The 21,472-nt window shown below is 65.4% G+C and carries 24 protein-coding genes; 14 read left to right on the top strand and 10 right to left on the bottom strand.

What is annotated here, in order from left to right; genetic code table 11:
* Window positions 1-22 precede the first annotated feature (22 nt).
* Window positions 23-427, top strand: a complete 405-nt coding sequence (locus ACFXHA_RS15015) for a DUF1003 domain-containing protein (protein ID WP_379356897.1) — start codon at window positions 23-25, stop codon at window positions 425-427.
* 9 nt (window positions 428-436) lie between these two features.
* Here ACFXHA_RS15015 and ACFXHA_RS15010 read toward each other — a convergent pair whose 3' ends face one another.
* The 4 genes from ACFXHA_RS15010 to ACFXHA_RS14995 all read right to left on the bottom strand — a co-directional run bounded on the left by ACFXHA_RS15010 (window position 437) and on the right by ACFXHA_RS14995 (window position 3,031).
* Entirely contained in the window at window positions 437-1,210 is a 774-nt protein-coding gene (locus tag ACFXHA_RS15010) for a phosphotransferase (RefSeq protein ID WP_379356895.1), read from the bottom strand.
* Between the two features lie 65 nt (window positions 1,211-1,275).
* The gene (locus ACFXHA_RS15005) at window positions 1,276-1,686 is read right to left on the bottom strand and encodes a thiol-disulfide oxidoreductase DCC family protein (RefSeq protein ID WP_379356893.1); all 411 of its coding nucleotides are present in this window, start codon (window positions 1,684-1,686) and stop codon (window positions 1,276-1,278) included.
* 124 nt (window positions 1,687-1,810) lie between these two features.
* Complete coding sequence (locus ACFXHA_RS15000) at window positions 1,811-2,380, bottom strand: hypothetical protein (RefSeq protein ID WP_379356891.1); 570 nt, start codon at window positions 2,378-2,380, stop codon at window positions 1,811-1,813.
* A gap of 390 nt (window positions 2,381-2,770) precedes the next feature.
* Window positions 2,771-3,031 carry a hypothetical protein gene (locus ACFXHA_RS14995; RefSeq protein WP_379356889.1) on the bottom strand — a complete coding sequence of 87 codons (261 nt, stop codon included), beginning with the start codon at window positions 3,029-3,031 and terminating at the stop codon, window positions 2,771-2,773.
* Between the two features lie 184 nt (window positions 3,032-3,215).
* Between ACFXHA_RS14995 and ACFXHA_RS14990 the strand changes: the two genes are divergently transcribed.
* The 4 genes from ACFXHA_RS14990 to ACFXHA_RS14975 all read left to right on the top strand — a co-directional run bounded on the left by ACFXHA_RS14990 (window position 3,216) and on the right by ACFXHA_RS14975 (window position 6,923).
* Window positions 3,216-4,388, top strand: coding sequence for a helix-turn-helix domain-containing protein (locus ACFXHA_RS14990; protein ID WP_379356887.1), 1,173 nt, complete (start codon window positions 3,216-3,218; stop codon window positions 4,386-4,388).
* Complete coding sequence (locus ACFXHA_RS14985; RefSeq protein WP_379356885.1) at window positions 4,388-5,188, top strand: class I SAM-dependent methyltransferase; 801 nt, start codon at window positions 4,388-4,390, stop codon at window positions 5,186-5,188. Before ACFXHA_RS14990 ends, ACFXHA_RS14985 begins: the two co-directional genes overlap by 1 nt.
* A 372-nt stretch (window positions 5,189-5,560) precedes the next feature.
* On the top strand, window positions 5,561-5,935 hold the full coding sequence (locus tag ACFXHA_RS14980; RefSeq protein WP_379356883.1) for a DUF2510 domain-containing protein: 375 nt from the start codon (window positions 5,561-5,563) through the stop codon (window positions 5,933-5,935).
* A 67-nt stretch (window positions 5,936-6,002) separates the two neighbouring features.
* A complete protein-coding gene (locus ACFXHA_RS14975; RefSeq protein WP_379356881.1) occupies window positions 6,003-6,923 on the top strand; it encodes an LLM class flavin-dependent oxidoreductase in 921 nt (306 codons plus the stop codon).
* A gap of 36 nt (window positions 6,924-6,959) precedes the next feature.
* On the opposite strand, the gene ACFXHA_RS14970 is transcribed toward ACFXHA_RS14975, so the two are convergent.
* A complete protein-coding gene (locus ACFXHA_RS14970; RefSeq protein WP_379356879.1) occupies window positions 6,960-7,604 on the bottom strand; it encodes a TetR/AcrR family transcriptional regulator in 645 nt (214 codons plus the stop codon).
* A gap of 118 nt (window positions 7,605-7,722) precedes the next feature.
* Between ACFXHA_RS14970 and ACFXHA_RS14965 the strand changes: the two genes are divergently transcribed.
* Window positions 7,723-8,253: a hypothetical protein gene (locus ACFXHA_RS14965; RefSeq protein ID WP_379356877.1), complete on the top strand. Its 531-nt coding sequence runs from the start codon at window positions 7,723-7,725 to the stop codon at window positions 8,251-8,253.
* A gap of 4 nt (window positions 8,254-8,257) precedes the next feature.
* On the opposite strand, the gene nadE is transcribed toward ACFXHA_RS14965, so the two are convergent.
* Window positions 8,258-9,094, bottom strand: coding sequence for an ammonia-dependent NAD(+) synthetase (gene nadE, locus ACFXHA_RS14960; protein ID WP_379356875.1), 837 nt, complete (start codon window positions 9,092-9,094; stop codon window positions 8,258-8,260).
* A gap of 4 nt (window positions 9,095-9,098) precedes the next feature.
* The gene (locus ACFXHA_RS14955) at window positions 9,099-9,671 is read right to left on the bottom strand and encodes a TetR/AcrR family transcriptional regulator (protein WP_379358260.1); all 573 of its coding nucleotides are present in this window, start codon (window positions 9,669-9,671) and stop codon (window positions 9,099-9,101) included.
* Window positions 9,672-9,880: 209 nt separating this feature from the next.
* Here ACFXHA_RS14955 and ACFXHA_RS14950 point away from each other — a divergent pair, with 209 nt between their 5' ends.
* From ACFXHA_RS14950 to ACFXHA_RS14925, 6 genes are all read left to right on the top strand, one after another.
* Window positions 9,881-10,447, top strand: a complete 567-nt coding sequence (locus ACFXHA_RS14950) for an NAD(P)H-dependent oxidoreductase (protein WP_379356873.1) — start codon at window positions 9,881-9,883, stop codon at window positions 10,445-10,447.
* 96 nt (window positions 10,448-10,543) lie between these two features.
* A complete protein-coding gene (locus ACFXHA_RS14945; RefSeq protein WP_379356871.1) occupies window positions 10,544-11,443 on the top strand; it encodes a G1 family glutamic endopeptidase in 900 nt (299 codons plus the stop codon).
* Window positions 11,444-11,891: 448 nt separating this feature from the next.
* Window positions 11,892-12,131 carry a redoxin NrdH gene (locus ACFXHA_RS14940; RefSeq protein WP_379356869.1) on the top strand — a complete coding sequence of 80 codons (240 nt, stop codon included), beginning with the start codon at window positions 11,892-11,894 and terminating at the stop codon, window positions 12,129-12,131.
* A 66-nt stretch (window positions 12,132-12,197) separates the two neighbouring features.
* Window positions 12,198-12,668, top strand: a complete 471-nt coding sequence (gene nrdI / locus ACFXHA_RS14935) for a class Ib ribonucleoside-diphosphate reductase assembly flavoprotein NrdI (RefSeq protein ID WP_379356867.1) — start codon at window positions 12,198-12,200, stop codon at window positions 12,666-12,668.
* A 35-nt stretch (window positions 12,669-12,703) separates the two neighbouring features.
* Window positions 12,704-14,809 carry a class 1b ribonucleoside-diphosphate reductase subunit alpha gene (gene nrdE / locus ACFXHA_RS14930; RefSeq protein WP_379356865.1) on the top strand — a complete coding sequence of 702 codons (2,106 nt, stop codon included), beginning with the start codon at window positions 12,704-12,706 and terminating at the stop codon, window positions 14,807-14,809.
* 71 nt (window positions 14,810-14,880) lie between these two features.
* Entirely contained in the window at window positions 14,881-15,837 is a 957-nt protein-coding gene (locus tag ACFXHA_RS14925; protein ID WP_379356863.1) for a DUF2332 domain-containing protein, read from the top strand.
* A gap of 187 nt (window positions 15,838-16,024) precedes the next feature.
* Here ACFXHA_RS14925 and ACFXHA_RS14920 read toward each other — a convergent pair whose 3' ends face one another.
* The gene (locus tag ACFXHA_RS14920) at window positions 16,025-16,873 is read right to left on the bottom strand and encodes an EamA family transporter (RefSeq protein WP_379358258.1); all 849 of its coding nucleotides are present in this window, start codon (window positions 16,871-16,873) and stop codon (window positions 16,025-16,027) included.
* 505 nt (window positions 16,874-17,378) lie between these two features.
* Here ACFXHA_RS14920 and ACFXHA_RS14915 point away from each other — a divergent pair.
* Window positions 17,379-18,365, top strand: a complete 987-nt coding sequence (locus ACFXHA_RS14915; RefSeq protein ID WP_379356861.1) for an alpha/beta hydrolase — start codon at window positions 17,379-17,381, stop codon at window positions 18,363-18,365.
* Window positions 18,366-18,417: 52 nt separating this feature from the next.
* On the opposite strand, the gene ACFXHA_RS14910 is transcribed toward ACFXHA_RS14915, so the two are convergent.
* On the bottom strand, window positions 18,418-18,660 hold the full coding sequence (locus ACFXHA_RS14910; RefSeq protein WP_379356859.1) for a hypothetical protein: 243 nt from the start codon (window positions 18,658-18,660) through the stop codon (window positions 18,418-18,420).
* A 286-nt stretch (window positions 18,661-18,946) separates the two neighbouring features.
* Between ACFXHA_RS14910 and ACFXHA_RS14905 the strand changes: the two genes are divergently transcribed.
* Window positions 18,947-20,143: a lipase family protein gene (locus ACFXHA_RS14905; RefSeq protein ID WP_379356857.1), complete on the top strand. Its 1,197-nt coding sequence runs from the start codon at window positions 18,947-18,949 to the stop codon at window positions 20,141-20,143.
* Window positions 20,144-20,185: 42 nt separating this feature from the next.
* Here ACFXHA_RS14905 and ACFXHA_RS14900 read toward each other — a convergent pair whose 3' ends face one another.
* A complete protein-coding gene (locus ACFXHA_RS14900) occupies window positions 20,186-21,460 on the bottom strand; it encodes a PucR family transcriptional regulator (RefSeq protein ID WP_379356855.1) in 1,275 nt (424 codons plus the stop codon).
* Between the last annotated feature and the right edge of the window lie 12 nt (window positions 21,461-21,472).

Below are 21,472 nucleotides of genomic sequence, written 5' to 3'. Positions count from 1 at the left end.
TGACGGGCGCTAGCATTCGCCGGTGACACACGCCCCCAAGCCGCTACACCCCGCGCTCACGAAGGTCCGGGAGCAGCGCGCCGCCAGCCTCCAGCTGCGGATCGCCGACTGGATCACCAAGTTCGCGGGCTCCATGCTCTTCGTCTACATCCACGCGGTGGTCTTCGCCGTCTGGATGATCTGGATCGAGAAGAGCCCCTGGCCCACCCTCACCCTGGTGGTCTCCCTGGAAGCCATCTTCCTGTCCACCTTCGTCATGATCGGCCAGAACCGCCAAGCCGACTTCCAGCAGGCCAAGGCCGACCACGACTTCCGTGAACAGGAACTCGAACTCAAAACCAACACCGAGCTGACCCGGGCCATTCACGCGATGACGGAAGAACTCCACCGCCGCCTCATCGACGACCCGGATCAGAAGAAGAGCTGAGCGGCTCGCTCAGGTCGGTCGCAGCCGTTCGATCACTGCGGTGACGCCGTCGCTTGACATCGCTGGATCGTCGACGTCGTGCCCGCGCAGCACCTCGTACCAGGGACCGAGCCGATGCCAGCTCTCGGCGCGCGCCCGCACGTCAGGTGTGACGCCGCCGTAGGCGCGGGCCACCGCCTCCCCGAATTCCGATGGCGCACCGAACAACACCCAGGCGAAGTCGATCGCAGGGTCACCGAGCTGAGCGTCGCCGAAATCGATGATCCCGCTCACCCGCCCGGACTCGGCGAGCACATGCTCGGGACCGAGATCCGCGTGAACCACGGTGTCGGCGGGGGCCTGCAGAATCCGTTCGAGCAGCTCAGCAGCAGCCGCGGCCAGCGAATCCGGAAGCAGCGGAAGAACTTCCCGGCGGCAACGATCGACGGCCCAGGTTCGCTCCCGGCGGGTGTGGTCGGCGTCCGGCAGACCGAGCTCCAGGGCCGCCGCCGGGGGAGTGTCGTGCAGTGCGCGCAGAAAACGCCCGATCGCGTCGCCATTGTCCGGCGTGTAATCCTCGATCGGCTCGCCGGGAATCAGCGGATGCCGCACAACCAACGGCGATTCGCTGACCACTACTGGAATCGGTACCGGCAGTGGCAATCTCGGCGCGAGCCAAGGCAGCAACCGGGTCTCCCGCAGCAACTGTGCCTCCACCTCCGCCCGCCGCGGCCGCCGCTCCACCCAACGCTCATCCACCAACGTGGCCGAACTGTCCCACCCGTTCTCTCCGTCGAAGTTCACGCCCCGACCGTAGAAACCGAGCAGCGCCTCTCGCAACCCGTTTCCCGATCGGCCGAACCACGGCCTCAACCCTGCTTCGGACCGGGAAAGGCGCAGGCAGCGGTCCCACCCGGCAGCCGATGCCGGTTCTTCGCGACCAGCCGATAAACCCCGGCAGCAACCCAACTGACCGGCGGAATCAACATGACCGTCCCGACCACCCGCCAAGGCAGCGCGGCCCGCCGCAACAACAGCGCCCCCGCGCGAGCCCCCGCCGCCCGCCCGCCGTCCCCGTCGATCCACTGCACGGCACTCTCGACCTGTTGTTCCGTCAGCCCCAGCGCGGCCAGATCGAGCCGTTGCCAGGCAACGAATTCCACCTCCGGCCGAATCCGCTCCCGAATGCGCTCGACACTGGCCGTACAAAACGCACAGTCACCATCGAACACCACCAAAGGCCGCCCCGTCGTCCCCGTAAAACCTACCGATCCGGTCATCGTCGACCCTCCCTCGATCTCTACCTCGATCCTAGATTTCCCATGGCGCACAAGGAATCCCGCGACCGGCAACGGAGAGCGAAGTCACCCACGCCATCCCCCGCCAGAAGCCGCGAGGCGCGATTCAGTCCAACACGCCCTGGGCGCTGCGGAGATTGTCCTCGTACTGGCCCAGATTCACGAGCGACAGCCGCTCGTTCCAGCAGTCCCAGCGGGCCATCTTGAAACTCGCCCGGTAGTGGTTGCTGTAGGTCATGAGGTCGCCCATCGCCCAGCCCTCCTGTACCTGATCAGGTGAACCGAAGGCGGCCAGGAACTCCTCGTAGGAGTTCAGGTGCGAGAAGTGCGCGAGATGCCCCTGACGGCCACCGGTCAGAGCAAATCCAGCGATCTTCCCGTCCTTGACCAGACAACTTGTGTGATCAGCGAAATGGAGCATGCCGGTGGTGTGGATGATGCTGTCGATCACCTGCGCCCGGTTGAGCAATTTGCCGTCCGCGTCATAGTGGTCAAGCCAAGTCCCACCAGAGGATCTGCTCATCCGAACGATCGGCGAGAAGGTGACCTCGGTAATCCGGTCGTACTCGACGTACTGGTCAGCGATCGAGTCATAGGGAACGCCAGCGAGGCTCAGGACCGACAGATCGAGATCAGCTCGCGTGAGAACGCCCAAATCATCCAAGATCTCGATCACGCGGCTGAAGCTACTGCTCGGACAGATTGCCCTGCAACCGAGAAACAACTCACGGACTGGGCTGGGCTCGATCCAGTGTCATCGGGGGCGTCCTGGTGTGGCGTTGCCTCTCTGTGAGGCAGTAGACGTCGCAGTGAGTGGTGAGAACCGCGATGTCCTCTGGATCCAAATGCCCTGTTCCAGGCAGAAATAGCGCGTCGATGTCGTCTCGGAGGATCTGGTTCACCAGGCGTACGTAATTGCCTTCTCGGTGGGTATCGGCGAAGAACGTTGCGAGCCAGGCAAAGCCGAGTTGCTTAGCCGCGTGTTCCATCTCGTCCTCGTGTTGACGCACACGTTCACCGGATTCGGCACGCAGGACGAATCCGATTGCGGCAGACGGTCGGCCGCTCATCGAGCGGCTCTCATCGCGTACTCGCGGTACCCGGTGCTGCCCGCGGTGAGCCGTCCGCGGGCGGTCGGCCACCAGTTCGCCGGGCTCTGACGGGTGCTGGCTGCGAGCCCGGTACGAAGCAGTCTCGCCAGCGCACGTCGTACTGACTGCTCACTGAGTCCGACGGCGAGGTGCAACTCCCGCACGGTGAGCGTTTGTGCGGTATCCAAGTCGGACAGCGCACCAAGCACTTTCGCCTCGGATTCGGTCAGTGCCATCGGCTACCACCCCTTGCTTATCGGTACGTAGTTGTCTCGCCGTTCGGCGGCGATCCGTGCCTGAATGTCGGCGACGGTCAGGCCGGATGCTCGGCGACGTTTGCAGGGCTTTGCATGACGTTAAGCTGCGGATCTTCATCTGATCTTCAAATTTTCTTCAAAATGAAGGTGCTACGGTGAAGTGGTGAAGGACAGCGATTCGGTAGGTGCTCGCATCGCTTCGTATCGGAAGATGCGCGGACTCTCGCAGCATCAACTTGTGGCCTTGACCGGTGCCAGCTACAGCATGATCAGCAAGGTCGAGTCCGGTCACGCAACGCCCAGTGCGGCGATGGTCGGACTGATCGCGCACGCCTTGCGGATCGATCCATCCAGGCTGTACGGCGAAGAAGAAAACGAGCAAACCCTCGATATTCTGCCGATCATCCGCCGCACGCTGGCAGCGGTCGACCTCATGGACGACAGCCTCGAACCCGAACCACTGGACCGCTTGCGCCCGTTGGTGACCCAGGTTGCGAAGTGGCGTCGAGGTGCCCAGTACCGCAAGGTCGCCGAGGTGCTCCCCGATTTGGTCGACCGGCTGCTCGTCACTGCCCGCGAAGAAGGCGAGCCCGCGTACGCGATGCTCACCGATGCTTACCGGGCGGCGAACTCGCTGTCGCACAAGCTGGGCTACAACGACCTCTCGATGACCGCCACCGAGCGGATGGAGTGGGCGGCAACCCAATCCGGCGACCCGCTACGCTTGGCCAGCGCACATTTCGTGAAAGCCTCTACGCTCGCGCGGATCGGCGCGACCCGGCAGGCCATGCGATTGCTGACCAGATCCATGGCCGAGATCGAGCCGATGATCGGATCCGATCCGATCGCGATGGCGGTTTACAGCACGCTGCATATGAAGGCCGGAGCGATCGCGGCGACGGTGACCGACGCCGACACCTCCCGAATGCACTTCGCCGAAGCTGCACGACTCGCCGAGAAGTTCCCTGAAGGCGTCGTCTACGACACGGTGGCTGGCACAACCAACGTGAGGTTCTACCGGGTCGGTGCCGAGGTAGATCTCGGCGACGCGGGCCGCGCAATCGAAATCGCAACGGACACACACCTGCCCAACACCAAGTCCGCTGTCGGCGCTGAGCGGCAAACCTACTTCTGGCTCGACACCGCCCGAGCGCACCTGCTGGCCGGTAATCCCGACGCCGCCATCGACGCGCTGCTGGAATCGCGTGCGGTCGCACCGGAGCATTTCCGCTCCAACCCGACCGTGAAAGCGACGGTTCGAGCGGTCGCCGATCAGCAACGCCGCGCCAGCGACACCCTCCGGTCGCTCGCGAACTCGGCAGGTGTCGCGGACTGATGCAGTACAAGCCTGACGATTTGTTCCGCGGTGCCGCGCCCTACTACGGCCGATACCGGCCTGGATACCCACCGCAGTTCTTCGCCGAAATTCGAAAGCGGCTCGGACTGAACGGCACTCAACAAGTCCTCGACCTCGGCTGCGGCACCGGACAGATCGCGATACCTCTCGCCCCTTCCGTTGCCACGGTTTTCGCAGTCGACCCCGACCTCGACATGCTGGCAGAGGGGAGACACAGCGCATCAGACGCCCGCAACATCGAATGGCTACACGGCGACTCCCACCATCTGAACTCGTTGAATTTGCCCCCGCTAGATGCGGTCATGATGGGCAAGTCGTTCCATTGGACCGACCGCGCCGCATTGCTATCGGACCTCGACACGGTGATTCGGCCACATGGAGCCGTCGTAGTTGTCACTGGAGAACTGCACGACGCTGCCACAGACGCACCATGGAGTGACGTGGTCGCGACCGTCCGTGCCAAGTACCTCGGCCCACGGCGCCGCGCTGGGTCCGGCACCTATCGACGTGCTGAGGAACCTCACTTCGAGGTACTGGCTCGTTCACCGTTCCGCAACGTCGAAACCCTCGGATGGAAGTGGAACATCGAACGGGATATCGACGCGATCGTGGGCTTGCAGTTCTCTTACTCCTATTCCAGCCCAGCCCAATTCGGCTCCGAGGAGCGTCGCGCAGCGTTTGCAGCCGAACTGCGCGCAGCACTGGTCAGCCAGTACCCAACTGGAGTAGTAACCGAACCGCACACTATCGAGGCGTTGATCGCCATTCGCCCCAACTGACGGCTCGGGGACGTGTAGTGAACGGCATCGTATTTTGTTCCGCCGGAAGACATGACCCTGTCGAACCCGCGTCGGAGCGAAGCCATGTCGACTACCATGCACGTCGTGCGACTTGGGGTGGGCGGCAAAGTCTTTGGAGTTCGAGCCGGTATTTCTACACGAGGCATCGGGGCAGGGTTCGGTCCGGTGTCAGCGGGGACGTCCTGGCGTGGCGGGCCTCGCTGGAGTGGTGGCGGGCATCGGTCCCGTGGGGGCGGATCGAGCCTCAGCGGAATAGCGGTTCTATTTTTGTTTCCCCTGCTGCTATTGGCTGTTCCGATCCTGATCGCTGTCAAGCTTTTCCCCCTAGTAGTGCGCTTCTACACTCACCCGGTGCCATTGACCCGATGGCGGCGCCGCTTCGGTACCGCTATCGCGGGGACCGTGCTGTTCGGCTTCTCGGCTGTGTTGTATCTCGGACAGGCCGAATATAGAACGGCTGCAGGGCAATTGATGATGTCTGCCATCTTCGGCTTGTGGCTTGTGGCCGAAGTCGCTCGGCGTGGCCGGGTGCTCGATGCGCCCGCGCTCGATGTGATGCAGCACGGGTTCATGGGAGCTGATTCTGCGTCGATGGGCTCCGCTGGACCCGTGCAGGTGACCGCCGTTCAGCCCGGCTGGTATCCGGACCAGTACGATGCCCGTTTTCTGCGCTGGTGGGATGGTCTGCAGTGGACCGGGCACACGCAGCCTGTGTATCGGCAGTAGCCGGGTGGCGCGGCAATTACCTGTGAGGTAATTGCCGCGTGGTTCCGGGGTGGCGAGGATCGTTGGTATGACTCAAGTTGGGGTGATGCTGCCCAGCCGCGAAATTGCGATGACCGGCAGCCATGATGCGGTGGGGCTGGTGCGGTTCGCGAGCGCGGCGGAGAGTGCGGGTTTCGATTCGGTGTGGGTTGGGGATTCGCCGTTGGCACGGACGCGGGTTGATCCGTTGCCGTTGCTGGCTGCGGTCGCGGCGACGACGACGCGGGTGCAGTTGGGGACGGCGGCTTTTACCGCGACGCTGCGGCAGCCGCTGCTTGGTGCGCATACTGCGGCGACCGTGGATGCGCTCAGTACGGGGCGATTGGTGTTGGGGGTTGGGGCCGGGTTTCCGATTCCGGAGAGTCGGGATGAATTTGCGGCGCTTGGTGTGTCGTTTGATGAGCGGGTGGGGCGGTTGGACGAGACGGTGGGGATTTGGCGGCGGAGTTGGGCCGGGGGTGGACGATTCGACGGGCGGTATTGGAATTTCGAGGATCTGTCGGGGACCTTGCCTGCGGCGAGCGTGGCGGGGCCGCCGATTTGGCTGGCGGGCAGCGATACTCCCCGGGTCCTGAGTCGAGTGGCTCGGCTTTACGACGGTTGGCTGCCGTTCCTGCCCGATGCGGACGCCTATGCGCGGGGGTGGGCGGCGATCCGCGATCAGACCGAGCGGCCGGTGACTGCCGCCATGTACGCGACGATCAATATCGACCCGGATGCCGCGAAGGCGCGTGCGGAGATCGACGGCTATGTCCGTCAGTACTATCGGCGATCACTTGCCGAAATGTCTACGGTGCAAGCCTTTTGTGGTGGTTCCGCTGAACAGTGTGTCGACTGGCTCGGTCGCTATGTCGACGCGGGGGCCGATCATCTCATTCTGCGGATCGGTTCGCTCGATGCGGACCGCCAACTCGATGCGCTGGCGGAGGTCCTCCCGGGCCTGCGATGAGCCGTGGCGCAGTGCCCGGCAACGGGATTCGGCGTGCTATCCGCCGGCGTTCTCGCACAGGCTTGCCAGGTGACGATGCAGGATCGCGCGCATGGCGACCGGGTCGCGGCGGGACGGGTCTGCGAGTGCGGCGAGAGTCAGGCCGTCGAGGATTGCGGCCAGGCGGTCGGCCTCCAGGTCGACGTCGACTGCTTGCAGGGAGCCTGCTGTGACCATCGCGGACAGCACTCGGTGTACCAGTGATCGCACCCCGGCGAGTGGCTGGGCGGCCAGCGGTGCCAGTTCCGGGCGGGATCGCGCAGTCGTGGTGAAAGCCAGCCAGACTGCGGCCTCCTCGAATCTGGCCTCATCCAAGGGGAGTAGTTCGACGAGGATTCGTTCGGCGTGACTGCCGGGCACGTGACCGGGTGGGGGTGGGGTGGTGCCGGGGTCGCCGTCGGGGAACAGGGTTGCGAGCTGGTCCTGGATTCGTGCGGTGACGCGGGTGTTCAACTCGCTCAGGGTGAAGCTCAGCAGCTCGGCGTGGTCGGTGAAGTAGTGGCGGACGGATCCGACCGCGAGCCCTGCCTCCTCGGCGACCCGGCGCAGTGAGGCGTTCTCCACCCCGTCGCGGGCCGCCACGCGAAAGACGGCGTCCGCCACGGCTTTCCGGCGTTCTATCGGATCGACAACCTTGGGCACGAGTGCGTCCTGCTCCCTTCCGGGTGGATCGGCGGCCATCGCCTTGCCTTTTGTAGCACAGTCTGGCTAATTTAAATGGCATGACTGTGCTAAATAGATTTCGGGACGAGGTCGGCGCATGAATCAGGTGCTGATCATCGCGGCGATTGCCGTCGTCCTGGTTGTGGTGATCGTCAGGCGGTTCACGGGTGAACCCCTCAATGCCCGTGACCTTTTCGTGCCGCCGGTGGTGCTGCTCGGGATCGGCGTGCTGACCATGACGAAGGAGCATTTCAGCGCCCTGGACCTGACCTGGATCGTGGTCAGTGGGCTGATCGGCCTCGCCCTGGGCGCGCTGCGCGGCACGACGATCACGCTGCTGACGCGCGACGGCGTGCTGTGGCAGCGCTACACCGTCTGGACCGTCGGCGTCTGGTTGCTCTCGCTCGGCACCAGTACGGTCGCGGGCATGATCGGCAGTTACCTTGGCGCCCACCAGGATTTGCGACCGGTCCAGCTCTCCATCGGCGTCAGTCTGCTCGGCGAAGCCCTCGTCATCGGTGGCCGTGCTCTGTCCACCGGGTACCCCTTCGCCCCCGAGAAGACGCAGCGCACCAACTCGCCCTTGCTCCCCATTGCGGAGAAGGGCAAGTTCCGGATCGGGCGTTAGCGGGCTACCTCCACCAGGTGTCCAGCGGGGTTACCGGGACGGCGCGCTTGTGGCGGGTGTTGCGGAAGATGGTCTCCAAGCGGTCCGAAACTTCGGGGCCGACGGGCTTGCCCTCGAGGTAGTCGTCGATCTGGGAGTACTTCAGGCCCAACGCTTCTTCGTCCGGGAGAGCGGGGCGGTCGTCTTCGAGGTCGGCGGTGGGGACCTTCTGCCAGACGCTGGGGGGTGCGCCGAGTTCCTGCAGCAGGGCCGCGCCCTGGCGCTTGGTGAGCCCTGTGAGCGGGGTGATGTCGACGCCGCCGTCACCGAACTTGGTGAAGAAGCCGGTGACGGCTTCGGCGGCGTGGTCGGTGCCGACGACCAGCAGGTTGAGCTGACCGGCAATGGCGTACTGCAGCACCATGCGTTCGCGGGCCTTGATGTTGCCGCGCACGAAGTCGCGCAGTTGCGGCTGCTCGTGCAGTTCCTGGATGCCGAGCGCGGCCTCCGTGGCCGCCGCGTCGGCGCTGGGCTTCACATTCACCGCGACCGACCGGTCGGGCTGAATGAACCGCAGGGCGATCTGAGCGTCTTCCTCGTCGGCCTGCACACCGTAGGGGAGGCGGACGGCCACGAAGGTGGCGTCGAGCCCCTCGGCACGCAGCTCCTCGGCGGCGAGCTGGCACAGCCGGCCGGTGAGGGTGGAGTCCTGGCCGCCGCTGATGCCGAGCACGAACCCGGTCGCGGGCGTGGAGCGCAGGTAGTCCTTGAGGAAGTCGATGCGCCGTCGCACTTCGAGTTTCGGTTCGATGGCCGGCAGCACGCCCAGTTCGGCGATGATCTCTTCGCGCAGGTTCCCCATGCGATCACACTGTAGCGGTCACCTGCCGGACGAGATTCGCCCAGTGATCACCGACCTGTTCGGGCGTGTAGCGCAGGGCCCGGATCTGGAACAGCACCAGCCCGGCGTCCAAGGTGGCCAGCAGCGTGTCGGCGGTCAGCGCGATGTCGCCGGGCGCGCCCGCCTGCCGGAGCAGCAGGGACACATGGGTTTTCGCGATGTTGTAGGGCGGCCCGCCGTACTGCCCGCCGATGTCGGCGTTCTTGCGCACATCGCCCTCGACCTCGACCAGGGCCAGCCGGGCGCGCCCGAAGGCGATGAGCCGTTCCACCGGCGGCGCGCCGGGCCCGAGCGGCGGCGGCCCGAACATGTAGGCCCACTGCAGCTTCTGATCGGACTGGTCCAGCAGCGCCAGCATGAGCCCGGCCCGATTGCCGAAGCGCCGAAACACCGTGCCCTTGCCGACGCCGGCCAGCTTGGCGACCGCGTCCATGGTGACCGCGTCCGCGCCCTGTTCGCGCACCAGTGTCTCGGCGGCGTCGAGCAGCAGCTGCCGGTTGCGTGCGGCGTCGCTGCGTTCGTGGCTGCTGCCGGGCATGAGCAGCGGCACCGAATGCGCGGGCGGCCGCTGGGTGCTGATGGCTTCGATCGGCAGCGAAATATTGTGCAGCGTGACCGGGTCGTCGGCGGGGGTGTCGCGTGTCACAGCTGGTCGGCTCCTGCCCGGGGAATGGAAGCGGACTGTGGTCCGGTTAGAGTGTATCGAAAGTTCCGCCGCTGAATCACTAACCGTCTGGAGTGACCATCATGTCGCAGACCCGCATTCTCGTCCTGGTCGGTAGCCTCCGCGCCGCGTCGATCAACCGCCGCCTCGCCGAGGCCGCTGCCAAGACGGCCGCCGAGGGTGTCGAGCTCGCGCTCTACGAGGGCCTCGGTGAGATCCCGTTCTACAACGAGGATATCGACGTCGCGGGCCAGGTTCCCGCCACCGCGCAGGCGCTGCGCGACGCGGTCGCCGCGTCCGACGCCGTGCTGCTGGTAACCCCCGAATACAACGGCACCCTGCCGGCCGTGCTCAAGAACGCCATCGACTGGGCCTCGCGTCCCTACGGCGCGGGCGCGCTCAAGGATCGTCCGACCGCCGTCATCTCGGCCTCGATCAGCGCGAACGCCGCCAAGTGGTCGCACGACGACGCCGTCAAGGCGCTGGGTGTGGCGGGCGCGACCGTGGTCAAGGAGGCCTCGCTGAACTTCGGCGGCATCGGTCAGCGCTTCGTCGAGACGCACCCGGCCGACGATGCCGAGGCGCTCACCCAGCTGGCCGCCACCGTGCACCTGCTCGCGACGGCTGCGAACGTCAAGGCAAACGCCTGATCGGCACCTCGATCACTCGCTGAATTCAGCACAAGGCCACGGCTTTTCAGCCGTGGCCTGCCGCTTTTCCGGGGTTGTTCGGGCTACCGTCAGTTCATGAAGCTATCAACGGGCAACTCTGCGTGGGGCCGTTGTTTCATGGCGCTCACCCTGGCCGCGTCCGCCGCGGCGGCAGTGGTGAACGCGGCCGACGCGGTGGCCGAGGCGAACGTGTCGAATGTCCGCCTCTATCTGGGCAACTGGGCCGGATACGTGGTGCGCGGCGACGTTCACGAGGTCAGCGCCACCTGGGTGCAGCCGGAGATCGACTGCAGTGATCCCGGCATCCTGCAACGGGTGGTGCCGTGGGTGGGGTTGAACGGGGCGCAGGGCATCGACGGCCGGGTCGCGCTGCCGCTCATGCAGACCGGCGTCGAATCTCTGTGCGCCAGTGACGCGGCCGTGTACGCGGCGCTGCCCGGCCTGCAGGTGGAGAACCTCGCCGCGGGGGTGGCCTACGCCGATCCGCGTTTCGCGGGGACGGTGATGAACGCCGGGGCCAAGCTCTCCGACGCGCTGGGCGCGGCCGCGAACGGTCTGTGCGCGATCGGTCTCTTCAACGGCTTCTGCGCGCCGGACAAGCAGGTCGACGGCTGGTGGGAGGGCTATCCCGATCCGCCGGTGAGCTACGACGATGTCGACGTGCGTGCGGGCGACATCATGCATTCGGTAGTGAGCTGGGATGGCGGCCGCTATGTCATGACGCTGGAGAACCGCACCGCGCACTGGGCTCGCACCACGGTCGCGGCCTCCACGGTCGCCGCCCATACCGCCGAGATCGTGGTCGAGGGTCATCTGGACGCCGCGCTGCCGGGTTTCACGCCGATCACCTTCACCGAGATCAGCATCGACGGCCGGCCGTTGTCGGATTACGACGCTCAGGTCTACGGCATTCCGGCCACCAATCGATTGCTGGCGCCCGGTCCGGTGGACGGCGCGTCGTTCACGATCGGGTAAATCGCTGCCACACACCGCGACACGCCGGGCGGAGCGGGCCCCGGGAATTGGGGGCACGGCGTCGCGGGCCGGCAAACCGGGTGGTCGCTCGAGTCTGCTGTGACTCGTGAGAAGCGTGTTGATCAGCGGTGATGGTGTGTTTGCTGGAAATGAACTGTATGCCGAAATTGTGACGTGAGTCGCAGTCGTGTCGAGTTGCGAATCGAGTGTCCAGGTACTTACGGCACCGGAATTTCACCTTTGTGAGTCGCAACATGTCGTGTTGTATGAACTTGTCGCCCACTAGGTGTAGTGTCTTGGGAGCTGGAAGGGCACTAGGAGAACACCTCGAAGTTCACCTAGTGACCAGGGGCTTCGGCTCCGCTTCCAGGGGTTTGCGCACTTACTACGTGGATCTTGTTTGAGCCGTGCACTGCCGACGGACCGAAGGCAAGGAGAAGGGGATTCAATGACCATCACCGTTTACACCAAGCCCGCTTGTGTCCAGTGCAACGCGACCTACCGCGCCCTCGACAAGGCCGGTGTCGACTACAGCGTCATCGACATCTCCGAGAACCCCGAAGCCCGCGATTACGTCATGGCCCTGGGCTACCTGCAGGCCCCCGTCGTTGTCGCCGGTGACGATCACTGGTCGGGCTTCCGTCCCGACCGGATCAAGGCTCTCGCCGACGTCGTCGCCGTCGCCTAGCGGCCCGAAGCCGTCGGTGTGAACCGGCGGCCTCCTGCAGGTTCGTCCGAATCGAAAGGAGGGGAGATGACCGAGATGTCGAGTGCGACACCTGATCTGGTCTACTTCTCGAGCGCTTCGGAGAACACGCACCGCTTCGTGCAGCGGCTGGATGTCCCCGCCGTTCGCATACCGCTTCATACCGCCGACTCGCTTCGCGTCGACAATCCCTACGTGCTGATCGTCCCCACCTACGGGGGAGGTCGGCACGTTTTGGGTGGACAGCGATCCGACAAGGAATTCGTCCCCCGTCAGGTGGCCAAATTCCTCAACGATCCGCACAACCGCGCACTGCTGCGCGGCGTGATCGCGAGTGGCAACACGAACTTCGGCGATACGTTCTGCTATGCGGGAGAGGTGATCTCGCGTAAGGCAGGGGTCCCGTACCTGTATCGCTTCGAACTCATGGGAACTGCCGAGGACGTCGAGCGCGTCCGAGAGGGATTGGACTTGTTTTGGCAACGACAACAGCACCGGTCGGAAAGACTGCCCGCGTAGAGCGCCCCGTCAGCGGCGACTCCGGGACCGAGGGCATGGACTATCACGCCCTCAATGCGATGCTGAATCTGTACGGCCCCAATGGCGAGATCCAGTTCGACAAGGATCGCGAGGCCGCGAACCAGTACTTCCTGCAGCACGTCAACCAGAACACGGTCTTCTTCCACAACCTGCGGGAGAAGCTCGACTACCTGGTCAAGGAAAACTATTACGAGACAGACGTGCTCGACCAGTACAGCTTCGACTTCACCAAGAAGCTGTTCAAGCAGGCGTACGCGAAGAAGTTCCGCTTCCCGACCTTCCTCGGCGCGTTCAAGTACTACACGAGCTACACGCTCAAGACCTTCGACGGCAAGCGCTACCTGGAGCGTTTCGAGGACCGGGTGTGCCTGGTCGCCATGACGCTGGCCGCCGGTGACGAGACGCTGGCGAGCGAGCTGGTCGACGAGATCATGGACGGGCGTTTCCAGCCCGCCACCCCGACCTTCCTCAACTCGGGCAAGAAGCAGCGCGGTGAGCCGGTGTCGTGCTTCCTGCTGCGCATCGAGGACAATATGGAGTCCATCGGGCGCTCCATCAACTCCGCGCTGCAGTTGTCCAAGCGCGGCGGTGGTGTGGCCTTGCTGCTCAGCAATATTCGTGAGCACGGCGCGCCGATCAAGAAGATCGAGAACCAGTCCTCGGGTGTCATCCCGATCATGAAGCTGCTGGAGGACTCGTTCTCCTACGCCAACCAGCTGGGCGCGCGTCAGGGTGCGGGCGCTGTCTACCTGCAGGCACATCACCCCGACATCTATCGCTTCCTCGACACCAAGCGGGAGAACGCGGACGAGAAGATCCGCATCAAGACGCTGTCGCTGGGTGTGGTGATCCCGGACATCACCTTCGAGCTGGCGCGCAAGAACGAGGACATGTACCTCTTCTCGCCGTACGACGTGGAGCGCATCTACGGCGTGCCGTTCGCCGACATCAATGTGACCGAGAAGTACTACGAGATGGTCGACGACAAGCGGATTCGCAAGTCCAAGATCAAGGCTCGCGAGTTCTTCCAGACGCTCGCCGAGCTGCAGTTCGAGTCGGGCTACCCGTACATCATGTACGAGGACACCGTGAACCGGGCCAACCCGATCGCGGGCAAGATCACCCACTCCAACCTGTGCTCGGAGATCCTGCAGGTCTCGACCGCCTCGGTGTTCAACGACGACCTGTCCTATGCCAAGGTGGGCAAGGACATTTCGTGCAACCTGGGTTCGCTGAACATCGCGAAGACCATGGATTCGCCGGATCTGGCCAAGACGGTGGAGACCTCGATCCGGGCGCTGACCGCGGTGTCGGATCAGACCCACATCTACTCGGTGCCGTCGATCGAGCAGGGCAACAACGAGTCTCACGCCATCGGCCTGGGGCAGATGAACCTGCACGGTTACCTGGCGCGTGAGCACGTCCACTACGGCTCCGAAGAGGGCGTGGACTTCACCAACATCTACTTCTACACGATCGCCTACCACGCGATCCGCGCCTCGAATCTGATTGCGCAGGAGCGGGGTTCGTACTTCGGCGGCTTCCCCGAGTCGAAGTACGCGTCGGGTGAGTTCTTCGACAAGTACACCGAGCAGGTGTGGGAGCCCGCCACCGAGCGGGTGCGGCAGATCTTCGCCGACGCCGAGGTGCACATCCCCACCCAGGACGATTGGCGCGAGCTCAAGGCCCTGGTCATGCAGCACGGTATCTACAACCAGAACCTGCAGGCCGTCCCGCCGACCGGCTCGATCTCCTACATCAACCACTCCACCAGCTCGATCCACCCGATCGCCTCCAAGATCGAGATCCGCAAGGAAGGCAAGATCGGCCGCGTCTACTACCCGGCCCCTTACCTCACCAACGAGAATCTCGAATACTTCGAGGACGCCTACGACATCGGCTACGAGAAGGTCATCGACACCTACGCCGCCGCCACCCAGCACGTAGACCAGGGTTTGTCGCTGACGTTGTTCTTCAAGGACAGCGCCACCACCCGCGACGTCAACCGCGCCCAGATCTACGCCTGGCGCAAGGGCATCAAAACCCTCTACTACATCCGCATCCGCCAAATGGCTTTGGAAGGCACCGAAGTCGAGGGCTGCGTGAGCTGCATGCTGTAGCGAGTGGTAACGATAAGGGCGTCCCCGGCTTTCGCCGCGGACGCCCTTTTTCGTGAATGCGGGGAGGCGCCATGACAACTGCCGATCGCTACCGAGGCTTCGCCGAGACCGAGGTCCACGGCTACTCACCCTGCTACGAACGCTGGTGTCTCGGAATCGCCGGGGACACCGAACTTCTCGCACTGATAGATACGCTGCCTTCGCCCAAGCGCCAACCCAACCTGATCCTGGGCGCGGCCCGCTACCTGGGTGCGGCGGTGTCGGAATTCGCGGAGTTCAAGGACTTCCTGATCCGCAACTGGCCCGAGATCCGCGATGTCGCCATGACCCACCGCACCCAGACCAACGAGGCCGGACGGGCTGCGACGCTGCTGCCATTGCTCGCGCAATACCCCGGACATCCGGTGGCGCTCATCGAATTCGGCGCTTCCGCCGGACTGTGCCTCTACCCCGACCGCTACAGCTACCGCTATAACGACGGCCCCATCCTCGACCCGAAGGACGGCCGCTCCGAGGTCGTCCTGCCCTGCGCCACCACCGGCACCCCACCGCTCCCCGACGAACTGCCCTGGGTGGTGCACCGCGCCGGCGTCGACCTGAATCCACTGGATGTGCGCAACCCCGAGGACATGCGCTGGCTCGAGTCCCTGGTCTGGCCCGAGCAACGAGATCGCCTGTCCCGCTTACGCAACGCAGCCGCCATCGCCCGCCACGACCCACCCACCCTCATCACCGGCGACCTCAACACGGCACTCACCGACCTGGTCCACGCCGCCCCGCGCGACATCCCGGTCATAGTCTTCGGCAGCGCTGTCCTCGGCTACCTGACCCGCGAGGATCGAAACACCTTCCGCGACACCATCACCGCCCTGCCTTGCCACTGGATCACCAACGAGGCAGCCGGTGCCCTGAACTACGGCCCGGTACCTGCACCGCCCCGCCCAGGCCAATTCGTCCTCGCCTCCGACGGCACTCCCGTCGCCTACACCGGCCCCCACGGCCAAACCCTCGACTGGATCGAGCGCTAGCTTCGTTGCCTATCCGACGCGGCTGGAGCATATTTCAGCCAACAGCTATGTCCCTTCGGAGGTGGCGATGTCGGAACAGGACCGGCGTGACGCGGCGCTGGAGCGGCTGATGGCCAGGTCGCGATCCGGTGCCTACGACGAAGTGTTGGTCCCGGGCTGGAAGGCGACGGTGTGGGGTGGGCGGGCGTCAGGCGGGGAGGCCTATTACTACTGTGCCGGTGAGGACGCTGGCTATGCCGAGGGCGCCTTGGGGGGAGATGCGTTCGGAGAGGAGGAATCGGCTGAGGAGGGCGCCGACCACGATGCTGGATTCTCGGACGCTGGCTACTACCGCGAGGGGGAGTTGGGTCATGGCTATGAGGGTTAGGCCGAAGGCTCCGAGCATGGCGGTGCCGCCTGCGAGGGTGAGGGGGAGGGCTCGGAGGGTTAGGGCGGGAGAGGGGGTGGGGCGGGTGAGGTCTCGGGCTTTGAGGGCTAGGCCGGCGCCGCCCATGACGGTGACGAGGTAGGGCATGGGGGAGGCGTGGTGGATGGCTATGCCGTCGAAGAGTGTGTAGGAGGCTACGCAGCAGCCGATTGTGAGGCCCCACAAAACTGAGCGTCGGCCGCCGGTAATGCCGGGGGTCGCGTGGTGGGTGCGGGAGAGGGCGATCATGGCTACGCCGAGGGCGATGAAGGCGACGCCGAGCCAGCGGGTCCAGCCGATGGTGGTGCCGAGGATGGCGGTGGCGGTGACGACCAGGACGGGGGAGCTGCCGCGGACTACGGGGTAGACCTCGCCGACCGGGGCGGTGGCGTAGGCGCGTTCGAGGAGGGCGAAATAGAGGGTGGAGAAGCAGATCGAGGCGGCGGCGAAAGGGAGAGCGTAGAGCTCGAAGTGCCAGGTGGCGAGGGCAAGGGGGAGGAAGAGCAGGGCGCCGGCGATGAGCATGTCGGCGGTGGAGGAGAGGGGGCGGTCGCTGCGGCGGAGCCGGCCGAGGGCGACGTTCCAGCCCGCGTGCATGAAGACCGAGATGGCCAGGACGACATACCCCATCGACTGCACGCGACTCCACCTTTATGGTCTAGACCAAACTTTTCAATATGAACCTAGCGGCCCGGCAATGTGCTGGTCAACGTGATTTCGAAATGAAAACGGCTGGTTGACTTGGCGTTTCGGGGGATTGACGGCAGGGCAACCGGCCGGGGGAATACGCTGCTGTGGCGGGTCCCACGCACCGGCCGCCCAGGATTGTGAACTCTCCAGAAGCTGCTTCGCACCCTGCCGATCGACCCCCGGGCCTGGTTACGCTCGCGGTGGTTCGGATATCGGATCCAGGGAATTGCGCGGACGATGCCGAAACCGGAAAACCGCACTGGGACAAACGCTTTGGAGGTGTGTCCGAGTCCTCTCCTGCCCCCGCACGTCGAGGACTCCCGCTTGATTCATGTAACTGCCGGTGCAGACGAACCTGCACTCCCATCGGATGAAGACCCGTCGAGCGATACCTCGCAACCGCTCGGCGGGTTCTTCGGATATCCGGCTCGCGTGAGGAGTTACCTTGTCGGACAGCGGAATCTGGCGGACCGTGGTGGTCGCGGCCGCGCTGATCCTCCTCGCGGGCCTGCCGGGGCAGGCGGCCGCGGCCCCGGCGCACAGCGGAGTCGTGGATTCCGAGCACGTCGGCCCGCATTGGGAGCGGGTGCAGGTCGATTCGGCCGCCATGGGCCGCACCGTCGGCCTGGATGTGCTGCACGGTTCCGGCTCCGGCCCCCGGCCGACGCTGTATCTGCTGGACGGTGTGGACGCCGAGGGCGTCTCGGACTGGCTGACCAAGGGGCACGCCGCCGACTTCTTCGCCGACAAGCCGGTCGATGTGGTGCTGCCCGCCGGGGCTACCGGCAGCATGTACACCGACTGGGATCACCCGGACGCCGCCCTGGGCTGGAACCGCTGGGAGACCTTTCTGACCGGCGAATTGCCCGGCATCATCGAACCGTATCTGCACTCGGACGGTCAGCGCGCGGTCGCGGGCGTCTCGATGGGTGCGCAGGGCGCGATGATGCTCGCCCACCGGCACCCGGGCTTCTATCGGGCCGTCGCGGGTTTGAGCGGTTGCTATTCCACCATCGACGGTCCCGGGAGCGCGGTGACCGCCCTGACGGTGGCCTCGCGCGGCGGGAACGTGGTGCGGATGTGGGGCCCGCCGGGCACCCTGGAATGGATCTCGCACGACAGCACGGTGGGCGCGGAAGCCTTGCGCGGCACCGTCATCTACCTCTCGGCTGCCTCCGGTATTCCCGGTGGTCCCGATCTGGCCGAGGTGATGCGGGCCTCGGATCTGATCGCCGCCATGCAATCCGCGGGTGGCGGTGTGGTTTTGGAGGCCGGAGCCCGGATCTGCACCGAGCATTTCGCGAAACGTCTGAGCGACTTGGGAATTCCCGCCACCGTGCATTACGAGCCCACCGGCATTCATGCCTGGGAGGACTTCTCGTCCCAGCTGGGCCCGGCCTGGGATACTCTCGCCACCGCCTTCGGGCAGTGATTCACTGCCCGGAAGTCATTGCGGTAAAGCTTCTTTCAGTGCCGGAGCTGTCTCAGTGCCGGAACCCGTAGCGCGGTAGTCGGCGCAGTCCTGGCCGGATGCGCCCGTCGACCGTCACGGCGAGTCCGGCGTGGACCGCGGCGACGGTGAAGGCGGATGCCTCCTTCCAAGTGGCCGCGTACTCCATGGTGAGTTCGGCTCCGTCGTCCGGTCCGCCGAGGTAGACGGTGACCCGGTGAGTGAGCGCCTCCCCCAGGCTGTCGAACAAGACCTTGCCTTCGGTGCCGCCGGCCATGTGCTGCTCCTCGAGTAGTCCGGAGAGGCGCGCAACCGACGCCTGTGGCGGCCGCGCGACTCTGAGTCCGAAACTAACCGGAACACCCTGTATGGGAACGTGTTCCGGTTCCGGCTTGGATATGTCACAAGCGCCGCGCGAGTTTTGTTGTTACCCGTCGGAACAGAAACATTCGCATCTCGAATCGATCATGTCCTCACAAACGATCAAGGCCTCGATTGTGACTATTCGGAAGGTTCGCCCAACCCCCTGGCCTGGCCGGAGCCGACTTCCTACGCTGCCCCGCATGAGGATTCGCGTGCCCCTGGCGGTGATCGGCGCTCTCTTGCTGGCCGCCGCGACGGGATCGGCTGCCGCACAGCCACAAATGCCCTCGCCCGACCCGGACCCCTTCTATGCGGCGCCCGCCGATCTCGCCGACCGGCAACCCGGCGACGTCCTCGCGACGCGTGCCATGCCCGCGCTCGCGAGCTTCCCCGACACCGATGTCACGCTGATCAAGTTCCGCTCCACCAGTTCCGAGGGGCAGCCCATCGCGGCCACCACCACGGTGCTGTCCCCGCACAACCGCCGCCCGGACGCCCCGCTGCTGTCGCTGCAGCAGATCATCAACGGCCTGGGCGCGCAGTGCGCGGTCTCGCGGGTGCTCTACACCACCGACCCCAACCTCATGGTCCGTGAGGCCCCGGCCTGGAACGTGCTGTTGCAGCGCGGCTGGAGCCTCACCCTGCCCGATCATCTCGGACCCCGATTCGCCTATGGTGCGGCCAAACTCGGCGGCCAGATCACCCTCGACGGTATTCGCGCCGTGCAGCATGTCGCCGATCTGAAGATCGAGCACAGCCCGGTCGCCATGGCCGGCTACTCCGGCGGCGGCATGGCCACCGCGTGGGCTGCCGCGCTGGCGCAGTCCTACGCCCCGGACCTGCACATCGCGGGCGCGGCCATGGGCGGTGTGCCGATGAACCTGATCAGCATGCTGGAGGCGCTGGGCATGAACCGGCATCCGGCCTTCGGGCTGGCGCTGGCCGCCGGGTTGGGTCTGGAACGTGAATACCCGGACCGTTTCCCGCTCACCGACCAGCTCAACGATCGTGGTCTGGCCATGCGCGACAAGCTGGTCAACAGCTGCACCAACGACATTCTGGCCGCCGGCGCGGGTCAGGGCGCGCAGGACGTGGCCAGGACGACGGTGATGACCGATGACCCGACGGCCCGCCAGGTGGTGGAGGAGAACAGCCTCGAGCTGTACTCCGGCGTCCCGAATATGCCGGTCTTCGAATGGCATTCGCCCATCGACGGCCTGATCCCAATCGACGCCGTGAACGACACCATTCACCGCTACTGCGCCGCGGGCGCGACCGTGTGGAGCGAGAAGGAGCCGGTGCCCGATCATCTCACCGCCGCGGTGCTCGGTCTCCCGTCGGTGCTGTCCTGGCTCGACGCCCGCATGCGCGGTGAGGCGGCGCCCAGCAACTGCTGAGGGTCATTCCCTCCAGTTGCCGAGGCGGCGTCCCACTTTCGATCACCCGGCCTGATAGGTCCGCGCCACCAGCGCGGACCGCAGGTACCACAGCCCCGACGCCTGCGCGGGATCGAAGCCGGTCAGCTGTCCGATCCGCTTGAGCCGGTAGTCCACGGTATTGGTGTGCACGTGCAGCATTCGGGCCGTGCGCTGCCGGTTGAGGTTGTTGCTGATGTGCGATTGCAGGGTCTCGAGCAGTTCGGTGTGCTCGTCGAGCGGATCCAGCAGCGACCCGAGGTGATCGCGTCCCGGACCCGGCCGGGTCAGCTGATACTCCAGTGCCAGTTCGTCGAACCGGAACAGTCCGCGCACCAGCCGTAGTCGGTGCACGATGTCGAGGAGTTCGTGGGCCTGCTCGGACGCGTTCGGAATCTGTTGCGGCACAGCGGAGACCAGGGTCGCGGTGATCGGCACCCGGGCGGCCCGCGAGAGCTGTTCGACCAGTTCGTCGAGCTGTTCGTCGTCCAGCGCGGTGCACGGCACCAGCAGCGTGCCGCCGTCCACGCTCAGCAGCGACAGCACCGCGTCCGGATACCGGGTGGCCAGCTCGGCCTGTACCCGCCGCAGCTTGCGTCGCGCCACCACCGCGCCGTCCACGGTGGGGGAGTGCTCCTCGGGATGGTCCGGAATCGCCAGCGCCAGTACGTGATACCGCTCGGCGATCTCGATGCCGCATTCCCGGGCCATGGTGGAGGTGCTGTGCCCGCCCAGCAGCGCGGAGGTGAGGGTGTGTACGGCGGTGTGGTGTTCGCTCACCACGGCGCGGAGTTCCCGCACGTAGGCCATGGCCACCGCGGAGGTCATCCGGTCCAGCAGTTCCACCACGAGCTTGGCCCCGCCCATGATGTTGTCCATATCGGCGGCGGCGATCACCAGGGTGGCGTCGCCGTCCTCGCCCTCGTGGCGGATGTGCCGCGACATGGCATTGGCCATCACCAGTTCGGACCCGATCTTGAAGCCCTCGTGGATGGCGTGATGAATGGTGTCGATGGGAATGCCCTCGCGCGCCCATTGCGCGGCGGCCTCCTCCAATCGTTTGGTCTGCTGCGGGATATCGCGCCCGTCCAGCATGCCGACGGCCAGTTCCAGGCACATGCGGGTGATGGCGGTGACGTCGCCGTGAATCGCGTCGCCGGGCAGCGTCCCGCACGGGGCGACCGTCTCGACGAAGTGCCCGACCATGTGCTGCGCGATCCCGCGCACATCCTTGAGTGGTGAGGATATCGGGCTACCCGAGACCGTGAGTCCCGTCCGGGTCGGAATTTCCACGGACATCCGTGACTCCCT

Source organism: Nocardia sp. NPDC059240 (assembly GCF_042753865.1).
GTDB lineage: Bacteria > Actinomycetota > Actinomycetes > Mycobacteriales > Mycobacteriaceae > Nocardia.
Note: the sequence above shows the minus strand (reverse complement) of the source record. Positions and strands in the feature narration are given on the sequence as shown.